Annotated in this window: 11 protein-coding genes; 9 read left to right on the forward strand and 2 right to left on the reverse strand. The window is 70.2% G+C overall.

Features of this window, described 5'->3' with window-relative positions:
* Positions 1-16 precede the first annotated feature (16 nt).
* The 5 genes from ACZ7GZ_RS36170 (at position 17) to ACZ7GZ_RS36190 (ending at position 5,310) form a co-directional block, all read left to right on the forward strand.
* On the forward strand, positions 17-1,036 hold the full coding sequence (locus ACZ7GZ_RS36170) for an MraY family glycosyltransferase (protein ID WP_471031011.1): 1,020 nt from the start codon (positions 17-19) through the stop codon (positions 1,034-1,036).
* 94 nt (positions 1,037-1,130) lie between these two features.
* Positions 1,131-2,978 (forward strand): molecular chaperone DnaK, encoded by a 1,848-nt coding sequence (gene dnaK / locus ACZ7GZ_RS36175; RefSeq protein ID WP_471031014.1) that lies wholly within the window; start codon positions 1,131-1,133, stop codon positions 2,976-2,978.
* The gene (grpE, locus tag ACZ7GZ_RS36180) at positions 2,975-3,646 is read left to right on the forward strand and encodes a nucleotide exchange factor GrpE (protein ID WP_471031015.1); all 672 of its coding nucleotides are present in this window, start codon (positions 2,975-2,977) and stop codon (positions 3,644-3,646) included. Before dnaK ends, grpE begins: the two co-directional genes overlap by 4 nt.
* A 36-nt stretch (positions 3,647-3,682) precedes the next feature.
* Positions 3,683-4,855 carry a molecular chaperone DnaJ gene (dnaJ, locus tag ACZ7GZ_RS36185; protein WP_471031016.1) on the forward strand — a complete coding sequence of 391 codons (1,173 nt, stop codon included), beginning with the start codon at positions 3,683-3,685 and terminating at the stop codon, positions 4,853-4,855.
* A 5-nt stretch (positions 4,856-4,860) separates the two neighbouring features.
* Entirely contained in the window at positions 4,861-5,310 is a 450-nt protein-coding gene (locus tag ACZ7GZ_RS36190) for a heat shock protein transcriptional repressor HspR (protein ID WP_450801484.1), read from the forward strand.
* Between the two features lie 54 nt (positions 5,311-5,364).
* Here the strand turns inward: ACZ7GZ_RS36190 and ACZ7GZ_RS36195 are convergent, their stop codons facing one another.
* Positions 5,365-7,368 carry a fibronectin type III domain-containing protein gene (locus ACZ7GZ_RS36195; protein WP_471031019.1) on the reverse strand — a complete coding sequence of 668 codons (2,004 nt, stop codon included), beginning with the start codon at positions 7,366-7,368 and terminating at the stop codon, positions 5,365-5,367.
* Between the two features lie 410 nt (positions 7,369-7,778).
* Here ACZ7GZ_RS36195 and ACZ7GZ_RS36200 point away from each other — a divergent pair, with 410 nt between their 5' ends.
* A complete protein-coding gene (locus tag ACZ7GZ_RS36200) occupies positions 7,779-8,885 on the forward strand; it encodes a sugar ABC transporter substrate-binding protein (protein ID WP_471031021.1) in 1,107 nt (368 codons plus the stop codon).
* A 184-nt stretch (positions 8,886-9,069) separates the two neighbouring features.
* A complete protein-coding gene (locus tag ACZ7GZ_RS36205; protein WP_471031024.1) occupies positions 9,070-10,116 on the forward strand; it encodes a helix-turn-helix transcriptional regulator in 1,047 nt (348 codons plus the stop codon).
* On the opposite strand, the gene ACZ7GZ_RS36210 is transcribed toward ACZ7GZ_RS36205, so the two are convergent.
* Complete coding sequence (locus ACZ7GZ_RS36210; RefSeq protein ID WP_471031026.1) at positions 10,079-11,062, reverse strand: helix-turn-helix transcriptional regulator; 984 nt, start codon at positions 11,060-11,062, stop codon at positions 10,079-10,081. The genes ACZ7GZ_RS36205 and ACZ7GZ_RS36210 overlap by 38 nt on opposite strands.
* A 113-nt stretch (positions 11,063-11,175) precedes the next feature.
* On the opposite strand from ACZ7GZ_RS36210, the gene ACZ7GZ_RS36215 reads away from it, so the two are divergent.
* On the forward strand, positions 11,176-11,433 hold the full coding sequence (locus tag ACZ7GZ_RS36215; protein ID WP_363216110.1) for a hypothetical protein: 258 nt from the start codon (positions 11,176-11,178) through the stop codon (positions 11,431-11,433).
* Positions 11,430-11,765 carry a Rieske (2Fe-2S) protein gene (locus ACZ7GZ_RS36220; RefSeq protein ID WP_031172594.1) on the forward strand — a complete coding sequence of 112 codons (336 nt, stop codon included), beginning with the start codon at positions 11,430-11,432 and terminating at the stop codon, positions 11,763-11,765. The genes ACZ7GZ_RS36215 and ACZ7GZ_RS36220 overlap by 4 nt, the downstream gene beginning before the upstream one ends.
* Positions 11,766-11,906 lie beyond the last annotated feature (141 nt).

The following is an 11,906-nucleotide window of genomic DNA, read 5'->3' on the forward strand; positions in this document are numbered from 1 at the left end:
CCCCTACCTTAGAGCCGTGCTCTACGGGATCACCGCCGCCACCGCCGCCCTGCTCCTCGCCGCCGTCCTCGCGGCGCTGCTCAGGGTCCCCGCGCTGCGGGCCGGCATCGTCGACCGGCGCCGGCAGCGGCGGCTGCCGCTGCTCGGCGGGCTCGCCGTGGTGGTCGTCACCTGCCTGGTCACCTGGATGGGGCAGTGGACCCGGGTCGCCCCGCTCGGCGACGGGGTCGTCCGCCTGCTGGTCGCCGCCTGCTCGGTCGCCGCGCTCGGGCTGGTCGCGGACGTGTGGCGGCTGCGCGCGCGGGTGCTCGTCGCCGGTACGGCCGTGGCGGCGGCCTGTGTGGTGCCGTACGACGCGACGGGTGTGCTGGGCGGGCTGCTCGCGCTGGTGTGGATCGTCGTCGCCTCCCTGGCCTTCAAGGGGCTCGACCACGCGGACGGGCTGGCCGGCACCGTCGGGGTGGTCACCGCCTTCGGGGCCGGGGTCTGTGCCGCCGCCGAGCTGATGGACGGGCTCGCCGTCCTGCTGAGCGTGTTCGCCGCCGCCCTCACCGGCTTCCTGATGCACAACTGGCATCCCGCGCGGATCGGGCTCGGCACCTGCGGCTCGCTGTTCACCGGGTTCCTGCTGTCGTCGTCCCTCGTCTTCACGCGCGCGGGGTACGACCTGGTGCCGAGCGCGGCCGTGATGTTCTGCCTCGGCGCGGTGGCGGTCGCCGACGCCGTCCTCGTGGTCCTCGCCCGGGGACTGGCCCGGCGTCCGCTGCTGCGGCGCGGCCCCGACCATCTCGCGCACCGGATGCGGCCGCTCGGGCTCACCCCGCCGGGCTCCGTCGTGCTGCTGGGTGCCGGCTCCTTCTCCTCGGTGCTCGTCGGGGTGCTCGTGCACACCGGGTGGACGGGGGAGGGGGCCGTGCTGTGGGTGGCCGGGGCGGCGCTGCTGGTGGTGCTCGTCCTCCTTCGGATGCCTGTCCAGTCGCCGCGTCGCACCGAATCGACGCAGGTCAGCGGCCAGTTGCGTGTAAGGAACGGATAAGACTTGAGTCCCTGCGGCTCAGGTCTGTTGACCCATCGCCGGGCGTCATGCACACTTGAGTCCGTTCCACTCAAGTCAGCTGGAGGAATCAACCATGGCACGTGCGGTCGGCATCGACCTGGGCACGACTAACTCCGTCGTCAGCGTTCTGGAGGGCGGCGAGCCCACCGTCATCACCAACGCCGAGGGCGCCAGGACCACGCCGTCCGTCGTCGCCTTCGCCAAGAACGGTGAGGTGCTCGTCGGCGAGGTCGCCAAGCGCCAGGCGGTCACGAACGTGGACCGGACCATCCGCTCGGTGAAGCGCCACATGGGCACCGACTGGAAGATCCAGCTCGACGGCAAGGACTTCAACCCGCAGCAGATCTCCGCGTTCATCCTGCAGAAGCTGAAGCGGGACGCCGAGGCCTACCTGGGCGAGAAGGTGACCGACGCGGTCATCACCGTCCCGGCCTACTTCAACGACTCCGAGCGTCAGGCGACGAAGGAGGCCGGTGAGATCGCGGGTCTGAACGTCCTGCGCATCGTCAACGAGCCGACCGCCGCCGCGCTGGCCTACGGCCTCGACAAGGACGACCAGACCATCCTCGTCTTCGACCTCGGTGGCGGCACCTTCGACGTGTCGCTCCTGGAGATCGGCGACGGCGTCGTCGAGGTGAAGGCCACCAACGGTGACAACCACCTCGGTGGTGACGACTGGGACCAGCGCGTCGTCGACTACCTGGTGCAGCAGTTCAAGTCCGGTCACGGCGTGGACCTCGCCAAGGACAAGATGGCCCTCCAGCGCCTCCGCGAGGCCGCCGAGAAGGCCAAGATCGAGCTGTCCTCCTCCACCGAGACCTCGATCAACCTGCCCTACATCACCGCGTCCGCCGAGGGCCCGCTGCACCTGGACGAGAAGCTCACCCGCGCCCAGTTCCAGCAGCTGACCGCCGACCTGCTGGAGCGCTGCAAGACGCCGTTCCACAACGTCATCAAGGACGCCGGCATCTCCATCAACGAGATCGACCACGTCGTCCTGGTCGGCGGCTCCACCCGTATGCCCGCCGTCGCCGAGCTCGTCAAGGAGCTGACCGGCGGCAAGGAGGCCAACAAGGGTGTGAACCCGGACGAGGTCGTCGCCATCGGCGCCTCGCTCCAGGCCGGTGTCCTCAAGGGCGAGGTCAAGGACGTCCTGCTCCTCGACGTCACCCCGCTGTCCCTCGGCATCGAGACCAAGGGCGGCATCATGACCAAGCTGATCGAGCGCAACACCACGATCCCGACGAAGCGCTCCGAGATCTTCACGACGGCCGAGGACAACCAGCCGTCCGTGCAGATCCAGGTCTACCAGGGCGAGCGCGAGATCGCGGCGTACAACAAGAAGCTCGGCATGTTCGAACTGACCGGTCTGCCGCCGGCGCCGCGTGGCGTCCCGCAGATCGAGGTCTCCTTCGACATCGACGCCAACGGCATCATGCACGTGACCGCCAAGGACCTGGGCACGGGCAAGGAGCAGAAGATGACCGTCACCGGCGGCTCCTCGCTGCCGAAGGACGAGGTCGACCGCATGCGCCAGGAGGCCGAGCAGTACGCGGAGGAGGACCACCGCCGCCGCGAGGCCGCCGAGACCCGCAACCAGGGCGAGCAGCTCGTCTACCAGACCGAGAAGTTCCTCAAGGACAACGAGGACAAGGTCCCGGGCGAGATCAAGACCGAGGTCGAGGAGGCCGTCGCCGAGCTGAAGGAGAAGCTCAAGGGCGAGGACACCGCCGAGATCCGCACCGCCACCGAGAAGGTCGCGGCCGTCTCGCAGAAGCTGGGCCAGGCCATGTACGCCGACGCCCAGTCCGCGCAGGCCGCCGGCGGCCCGGAGGGCGCCGCCCAGGGCGGCAAGGCCGCTGACGACGACGTCGTGGACGCGGAGATCGTGGACGACGAGCGCAAGGACGGTGCCGCGTGACGGAGGAGACCCCGGGCTTCGAGGAGAAGCCCGACGTCCCCTCCGGCGCCACCTCCGACGACGCCGAGCCGAAGGCCGCCCCCGAGGAGGGGGCGGCCCCGGCCGGGGACGGAAACGCAGACGCGGGCCTGGTGGCCCAGCTGGACCAGGTACGTACGGCGCTGAACGAGCGCACGCTCGACCTCCAGCGCCTCCAGGCCGAGTACCAGAACTACCGCCGCCGGGTCGAGCGGGACCGCGCCGCGGTCAAGGAGATCGCCATCGCGAACCTCCTGACCGAGCTGCTGCCCGTGCTGGACGACATCGGCCGCGCGCGGGAACACGGCGAACTGGTCGGCGGCTTCAAGTCGGTGGCCGAGTCGCTGGAGACCGTCGCGGCCAAGATGGGCCTGCAGCAGTTCGGCAAGGAGGGCGAGCCCTTCGACCCGACCATCCACGAGGCCCTGATGCACTCCTACGCGCCGGACGTCACCGAGACGACCTGCGTGGCGATCCTGCAGCCCGGGTATCGCATCGGCGAGCGCACCATCCGCCCCGCGCGGGTGGCCGTCGCCGAGCCGCAGCCCGGCGCGCAGACCGTCAAGGCCGAGGGCGCCGAGGAGAACACCGAGGCGAAGCAGGCCGGCTCCGCCGACGACAAGGAGAACGGTGGCCCGGACGAGGGCTGACGTAATCACCGCAGACAGGAAGGAGGGGCGTCGAGGATGAGCACCAAGGACTTCATCGAGAAGGACTACTACAAGGTCCTCGGCGTCCCCAAGGACGCCACCGAGGCCGAGATCAAGAAGGCGTACCGGAAGCTCGCCCGCGAGTTCCACCCGGACGCCAACAAGGGCAACACCAAGGCCGAGGAGCGCTTCAAGGAGATCTCCGAGGCGAACGACATCCTCGGCGACCCCAAGAAGCGCAAGGAGTACGACGAGGCACGCGCCCTGTTCGGCAACGGCGGCTTCCGCCCCGGGCCGGGCACCGGCGGCTCCTTCAACTTCGACCTGGGCGACCTCTTCGGAGGCGGCGCCCAGGGCGGGGGTTCCGGCGGCTTCGGCGGCGGAATCGGTGACGTCTTCGGGGGCCTGTTCAACCGCGGCGGAGCCACGGGCACACGCACCCAGCCCCGGCGCGGCCAGGACATCGACACCGAGGTCACGCTGAGCTTCACGGAGGCCATCGAGGGCGCCACGGTGCCGCTCAGGATGTCCTCCCAGGCACCCTGCAAGGCCTGCTCCGGCACCGGCGACAAGAACGGCACACCGCGCGTGTGCCCGACCTGCGTCGGCACCGGGCAGGTGGCGCGGGGCTCGGGCGGCGGTTTCTCGCTCACCGATCCCTGCCCCGACTGCAAGGGCCGCGGGCTGATCGCGGAGCACCCCTGCATGGAGTGCAAGGGCAGCGGCCGCGCCAAGTCCTCGCGCACGATGCAGGTCCGCATCCCGGCCGGCGTGACCGACGGGCAGCGCATCCGGCTGCGCGGCAAGGGCGCGCCCGGCGAGCGGGGTGGACCGGCGGGCGACCTGTACGTGGTCGTGCACGTCGGCGAGCACCCGGTGTTCGGGCGCAAGGGCGACAACCTCACGGTGACCGTCCCGGTGACCTTCGTCGAGGCCGCGCTCGGCGGCGAGGTGAGGGTCCCCACCCTGGGCGGCCCGTCCGTCACCCTGAAGCTGCCGCCCGGCACGCCCAACGGCCGCACCATGCGCGCCCGCGGCAAGGGCGCGGTCCGCAAGGACGGCACCCGCGGCGACCTCCTGGTCACCGTCGAGGTGCGTGTCCCCAAGGACCTGTCGGGGAAGGCTCGTGACGCACTGGAGGCGTATCGCGAGGCGACCGCGGGCGAGAACCCGCGGGCGGAGCTGTTCGAGGCCGCGAAGGGAGACTGAGAGAGATGGACGGCCGTCGACGTAACCCGTATGAACTGACCGAGGAGACCCCGGTCTACGTCATCTCGGTGGCGGCCCAGCTCTCCGGACTCCACCCGCAGACGCTGCGCCAGTACGACCGCCTCGGCCTGGTCTCCCCGGACCGCACCGCGGGCCGGGGCCGGCGCTACTCGGCCCGCGACATCGAACTGCTCCGCCAGGTGCAGCAGTTGTCGCAGGACGAGGGCATCAACCTGGCCGGCATCAAGCGGATCATCGAACTGGAGAACCAGGTCGCCGCCCTCCAGTCCCGCGTCGTGGAACTGGAGGCGGCCCTGGACGGCGCGGCGGCCGCGATGCAGCAGCGCGAGGCCGCCGTCCACGCCTCCTACCGCCGCGACCTGGTCCCGTACCAGGAGGTCCAGCAGACCAGCGCGCTGGTGGTGTGGCGGCCGAAACGGCAGCAGAGCGACTGAGACAGCGGTGGCAAGGGGCCCGGAGGGAGACCTCCGGGCCCCTTTTCCCGTGCCTCAGGGCGCGATGCCGATCCGGAACACGTGAGCGCCGACCGGGTCCGACTCGGTGCCGTCGGCGTAGACGGCGGTGACCTTGTAGAAGACGGTGTCGGCCGCCGGCGCGGTGGTGTCCCGGTAGCCGGTGCCGAAGCCGACGGGCGTGCCGGTCAGCCGTACGTAGGCGCCGGCGTCGCGGTCCCAGCGGTACACGTGGTAGCCGGTCGGGGTGCCCTTCGGGTCGTCCCCGTAGGCGGAGGCGTCGATGTCGGGACCCTCGGCGGTGTCCAGGACCCGCATCCACAGATGGCCGGAATCGTCCGGATAGGTCTCCGCCGGCATCAGGTCCAGCTCGGTGACCTCCACGCCGGTCGAGGCGCCGGTGTCCAGGGCGTTGCCGTCCCGGTCGACGGCCACGACCACATAGCGCAGGTGCTCGCCGTCGGGCAGGCTCACGTCCCGGTTCCCGGACCAGACGGTGCCGAACGGGAGGCTGGGCGTGATGTCGGTGTAGGTCCAGGTGCCGTCGCGGTACACGCCCCGGTGGATCTCGTAGTGGTCCACGTCGGCGGCGGTGCTGTCGTCCCAGTCGAGCAGGACGCCGTTGCCCTGCGGGGTGGCGGTCAGCCCGGTCACGGCGGGCGGGGGCGTGTAGTCGCCGACGTGCTGGACGGTGACGGGGGCCGAGAGGGGGCCGCCGTTGCCCGCGTCGTCCAGGGACCGGACGGTGTAGGTGTGTGTGGTCGAGCGCTCGACGCCGGTGTCCGTGTACGAGGTGCCGGCCACCTCGGTGAGGCGGTCGCCGTCCCGGTAGACGAGGAACCGCGAGACGCCGCTGCCCTCGGGGCCCCAGGGCCAGTTCAGGGTGACGCCCCGCTCGCCGTCCTCGGCCGTCACGTCCGGGACGTAGGCGGGCGGGGTCTCGTCGCGGGTGTAGTACTCGGAAACACCGGACGGCGCCGACTCGTTGCCGGCGGTGTCGACGGCGGTGACGACGTAGAAGTAGCGGTCTCCGGTCTGCGGCGGACGGTCGGTCCACCACGTGGACTGCAGCAGCGTGTCACCGCTCAGCAGGTGGTCCGGGGTCGTCGTGACGGGCCGCGCGACGGAGCGGTACACCCGGTAGCCCGCGAGGTCGGGCTCGGTGTTCCGGCTCCAGGACAGCGTGACCTCGCGAACCGGGTCCATGGACCAGTCCGCGGCGTCGGCGGGCGCGGCCGGAGCGGTGGTGTCCACGGTGGTCACGCCCTGGTCCGCCGTGCCCGCCGACTCGTTGCCCGCCCTGTCGTAGGCGCGGACCTCGTAGTAGTAGGCGGCGCCGGTCTTCGGCAAAGTGGTGTCGGTGTACGCCGTGGAGGTGGTCGTGGCCAGCGGCTCGGCGGGGTACGACGAGCCCTTCGGCCGCCGGTAGACGCGGTAACCGGCGAGGTCCATCTCGGCGTTCCTCGCCCAGCTGATCCCGGCCCTGCCGGTCGCGGGGTCGTAGCGGACCGAAGTCCCGGCCGGAACGAGGGGCTTGACCTTGTCGACGGTGGCGGAGGTGCGCGGGGTGTAGCCGAACCTCACGCTCGCCGCGCCCGTCCAGTTGACGTAGTCGAGCCGCAGGGTGTGCCTGCCCTGGGGGACGCTGACGTCGACGGTCCTGGCTCGCGCACCCGAGGTGCCGGACCAGAGGTCGACCTTGCGGACGCCGTCCAGGTAGACCCGGATGCCGTCGGTCCCGGAGACGGCGAACGCGAAGGGCCCGCCGGAGCCGAAGTCGCGGGTGACGGTCCAGCGGACGCCGAAGTAGTCCTTCGGCAGGCCGGAGGCGGGAGCGCCGCTCCAGCTCTGGTCGATGGCGCTGTCACAGTCCGTTTTCTTCGGAGTGCCGGAGAACGTGGTGTTCGCGTAGAACGTGCGCTTGTACGTCGGCGAGGCGCAGGCCGTGGCGGCGGAGGCGGACGCGGTGGCCGCGCCCAGCAGGCCGCCGGCGGTGGCGAGTACGACGGCGGCTGCGGTCGCGCATCTGGCTGGGATCATTCGGTCCTCTGGTCGAGTCGGGGAAGCGGCGGACGGCCGCGGTGATCACGACTCGCGAGCGAGGGGGTTGGTTGTGCGGATCTTTGCCGATCTTTGAAACGCTGTTGGCCGGTCAGCCGGAGAGCATGTCGCCGGCCATCTCGACCGCGATCATCCACATCGGCTGCGCCCCGGTGTTCCCGTTCTCTTGCCGTCTCCTTTGCCGTCTCCTGAACACCCCTTGGACGAAGGGTCCGTAAAGAGTGTTTGGAGAAGATTCCGTTCGTCCTTCACAGTGTCAGCTGAGGGTGATGTTGCGGACTCGTTAAGTAGTTCCGCTTGACGCCGGGTGTGGCCTGCGCGTTGTCTTTTCAGACACCTGGGGCGTATAGCAGCCCTACGTCCGGAACGCACCTGAAGTGAGCTCTCGAATGCGTCGTATCGCCATATCCGTGGCCGCATCCACGATGACCCTCTCGCTCGCCGGATGCGGCGTGCTGGACGCGACGGGGGACGGCGCGAGCGCGAGCCCGAGCAAGGGTGACGACATCACCGTGGGCCTGCTGCTGCCGGAGAAGGCGAACACCCGCTACGACAGGTTCGACTACCCGATCATCAAGGACAAGGTCGCCCGACTCACCAACAAGCGGGGCAAGGTCGAGTACGACAACGCCGACGCGGACGCCTCCCGGCAGGCCTCGCAGCTGCAGAAGATGATCGACGAGAAGGTCGACATCATCCTGCTCGACGCCGTCGACTCGCATGCCGTCGCCGCCGGGGTGCAGAAGGCCAAGGACGCGGGCATCCCGGTCATCGCCTACGACCGTCTCGCCGAGGGCCCGATCGACGCCTACGTCTCCTTCGACAACGAGCTCGTCGGAGAGGTGCAGGGCCGGACCCTGCTGGAGGCCCTCGGGCCGAACACCGACACCTCCGACAAGATCGTCATGGTGAACGGCTCGCCCACCGACCCGAACGCCAAGCAGTTCAAGCAGGGCGCGCTCTCCGAGCTGAACGGCAAGGTGACGATCGCGGAGTCGTACGACACCACGGACTGGAAGCCGGAGATCGCCGAGGCCCACATGACCCAGGCGATCGGCCAGATCGGCAAGAACAACATCGCCGGTGTCTACGCCGCCAACGACGGCATGGCGAGCGGTGTCATCAAGGCCCTGAAGGCGGCGGGGGTCACGAGCCTGCCCCCGGTCACCGGCCAGGACGCGGAACTCGACGCGGTCCAGCGGATCGTGGCCGGCGAGCAGTACATGAGCGTCTACAAGGCCTACCCGGACGAGGCCGAGGCCGCCGCGCAGATGGCCGTCGCCAGGGTCCAGGGCAAGGACATCCAGTTCGACGCGCTCACCCAGGACAAGGTCGACAGCCCCACCGCCAAGGACATCCCGGCCAAGCTGATCCAGCCGATCGCCCTGACCAAGCGCACCATCAAGTCCACGGTCATCGCGGACGGCATCTACTCCGTGGGCGACATCTGCACCCCCAAGTACAAGGTGGCCTGCGCGACGCTCGGCCTGAAGTAGGCGTCCCCCGCGCCCCCGGCGAAGCGCTTCAGCTTGTTGCAAGGCGAGGGGCGGAGCCTGGTCGATACCCGGACATAGACGCGTTTGCCGCGGGCCCCGTTGAGTCGAGCCGTGTTGCGGACCCGGTCGGCGCCGCGCATAGTTGCGCTGCGGAAGTGGCAGCACACCGGGGGTGAAATGGGCGATGGCCGGGCGCGGGGCGGACGAGCATCCACACGGCGCCGACCGACTGTGCGCGGCCGGGGATCGGGTGTATTCCCGGGCGGTACGCCGCGGGCGGGTGCCGCGCACTGATGCCGAGACGGTGCCCTGCCTGCTGGAACTGGCCCTGCTGCACCCGGACCCCGACGACATGGACTGGCTGGTGCCGACCTCCCCGCAGGAGGTCATGACCAGGCTGCTGCGCGGGGTCTACGACGAGGTCAGCGAGAGTCAGCGGCGGGTGGGCTCGGCGGTGGCCGCCTTCGAGTGGTACGCCGGACTCGGCCGTCAGCTGGGCGCGCTCGCCGCGCCCGCCGAGGGCAGCGCGATCCGGGTACTGGACGGGCTGTCCCGGATCCAGGCCGCGATGGACGAGGCGACCGAGGCGTGCACGACGGAGGTGCTCACCGTGCAGCCCGGCGGCATCCGCCGGGAGGCCGAGCTGACCGAGGGGCTGCACCGGGCGCTGGCGCTGCGCGGCCGGGGCGTGCGCATGCGCGACCTGTACACGCACGTGGCCCGGCACGGGCAGGGGCTGCTCAACTACCTGGAGCTGATGGGCGACACGGTGGAGGCCCGCACCCTGGACGAGGTCATCGACCGGCTCATCCTCTTCGACCGCACGGTCGCCTTCATCCCCGCCAACGCCGACCGCACGATGGCCCTGGAGCTGCGCCATCCGGCCCTGGTCGAGTACCTGGTCACGGTCTTCGAACGCCTCTGGCGCCTCGCCATCCCGCTCACCGCCCCCCTCCCCGACACCGGCATCGAGGGCATCTCGCACCGCGAGCAGTCCATCGCCGCGCTGCTCGCCGAGGGCCACCAGGACGCCGTGATCGCCGAGCGGCTCGGCATCAGTGTGCGCACCTGCCGCGCCCACATCGCCCGCCTCTCGGAGACCCTCGGCGCGGCCAGCCGCACCCAACTGGGCGTCCGGATCGCCCAGGTCGGCCTGGACGGCCACCGCGGCCCCGCGCTGCCGGCGGGGGCGCTCAGGGCTCCTGATCAAGAATCCCGGAGCGTGCGATGAGATAGCCGAGCTGGGCGCGGCTGCCGCTGCCGAGGGCCGAGGCCAGCTTGGCGATGTGGGCCCGGCAGGTGCGGACGTTCATCCCGAGGCGGCGGGCGATGGCCTCGTCCACGTGACCCTCCACCAGAAGCTTGGCGATGGAGTGCTGGATCTCCGGGATGCCGTCGGGGGCGGTCTCGTAGGGGGCGCCGGCGCTCAGCGGGACCGCGCGGGACCACATGAACTCGAAGACCTTGATCAGGTAGCGGACGAGTCCCGGGTGCCGGAGTTCGAGGGCTATCTCCCCGTCGTCGCGGGTCGGGATGAAGGCCACGGTCTCGTCGCAGATGATCAGCCGCTCGACGAGTTCGTCGATGGTGCGGTACTCCACCTTGCCGTCGGTGAACTGGGCCACGTAGGCGAGCGTCTCGGGGCTGTAGCGGGCGGGGTGCTGATAGAGCGTCCGGATACGGCAGCCCCGCTCGATCAGTGGTCTGTCGCGCTTCAGCCCCTGAGTGAGGGTGTGTTCGAGGCGGCGGCGGCTGGGCTGGACGGTGAGCATCTCGGTCTGGCACTGGGCCGTGGCCAGATCGAGTGCCGCGTTGATCCGGTCGAGGCCTTCCAGCACGGTGATCGAGTGTGTGGTCGCCGTGGGCTGCGCACTGATGCTCATGAACGGCTCGAAAGCATCGGCCAGTTCGATCGACTGCCGCCTTCGCTGGGTGATCTCGTGCTCGATGGGGGTGAGCCGCTGGGCCAGGGCGATGGACGGGGGTACCGGGCGGAGCCAGTTCGGGTCGTCAGGATCGGGATGAAGAAGGGCGAACTCCATCAGACACGGTGCTGGTTCGGCATCCGTACGGGCTAGGCGTCCCGTTCGGAGAGCGTTCCCGTAAAGACGGCGTCCGTCCTCGCACAGGTCGGTCAGCCCGTGGGGATGTGTCCGCTTAGTCCCGTTCGTTGCCAAATCTCCACCCCCCAGGGTCCTGAACGTGCAGGAACATGATGCATCGTTTGTGTGGCCATGACGTGCCGGAATGGGCCATCGTCGTATTCGGACGGGGGAGAGGTGACCTTCACATGAGGACGAAGCCGACTATGCGTAAGAAAATGCTTCGCTCGGCGCTTGTCGCCGCCTTCTCCGCCGTGGTGGCCTTCGGGGCGCTGAATGGCCTCGCGGGGACGAAGGCGGATGCGGCGGGCGACAGTACCTGGCGCACGAGCACCGTGTCTGCTGCCGGTGCCGGTGACAGCACGTGGGTCGTCAAGGCCTCCGCTGCCCCGGGTGACAGCACGTGGTTCGCTCCCAGGGACAGCACATGGGTCGCCGAGTCATGACCACTCCACCCGACGACCGCTCCTTCCGCCGTGAAATGGCCACGGCCTACCGCTCCGGCTGGCACTTCATCGACCTGGTCACCGCCATCCCCCACAGTGGTGACTCGCTGATGGTGACCGTGTTCGGAGAGCCGGTCGTCGTCACCCGGGACGATGACGAGGACGTGCGGGCGTACCGGTGCCTGCGCAAGCCGCGTGGCGCGCCCCAGCCGGTGCGATGTGCCATCCGGTACGGAATGATCTTTGTGAACCTCGACCAGCGGGACCACCGGCTCGCCGAGCCGACGGACCAGGACCTCAGGACCATCTCAGCCACCCCCCGCAGTGCCTGACGCGATTCCCCCGTCGTAAAAGATCGCTCAGGTGCTTCCCCCCGCAGCGGGGGGGGGGGGGGGGGGGGGGGGGGGGGGGGGGGGGGGGGGGGGGGGGGGGGGGGGGGGGGGGGGGGGGGGGGGGGGGGGGGGGGGGGGGGG

The organism is Streptomyces sp. NPDC037288 (assembly GCF_055603265.1).

Excerpts from the sequence above, each read along its gene's own strand:
- dnaK (WP_471031014.1), top strand. The coding sequence starts at position 1,131 with ATGGCACGTGCGGTCGGCATCGACCTGGGCACGACTAACTCCGTCGTC.
- dnaJ (WP_471031016.1), top strand. The coding sequence starts at position 3,683 with ATGAGCACCAAGGACTTCATCGAGAAGGACTACTACAAGGTCCTCGGC.
- ACZ7GZ_RS36190 (WP_450801484.1), top strand. The coding sequence starts at position 4,861 with ATGGACGGCCGTCGACGTAACCCGTATGAACTGACCGAGGAGACCCCG.
- ACZ7GZ_RS36195 (WP_471031019.1), bottom strand. The coding sequence starts at position 7,368 with ATGATCCCAGCCAGATGCGCGACCGCAGCCGCCGTCGTACTCGCCACC.
- ACZ7GZ_RS36200 (WP_471031021.1), top strand. The coding sequence starts at position 7,779 with ATGCGTCGTATCGCCATATCCGTGGCCGCATCCACGATGACCCTCTCG.
- ACZ7GZ_RS36205 (WP_471031024.1), top strand. The coding sequence starts at position 9,070 with ATGGCCGGGCGCGGGGCGGACGAGCATCCACACGGCGCCGACCGACTG.
- ACZ7GZ_RS36215 (WP_363216110.1), top strand. The coding sequence starts at position 11,176 with ATGAGGACGAAGCCGACTATGCGTAAGAAAATGCTTCGCTCGGCGCTT.
- ACZ7GZ_RS36220 (WP_031172594.1), top strand. The coding sequence starts at position 11,430 with ATGACCACTCCACCCGACGACCGCTCCTTCCGCCGTGAAATGGCCACG.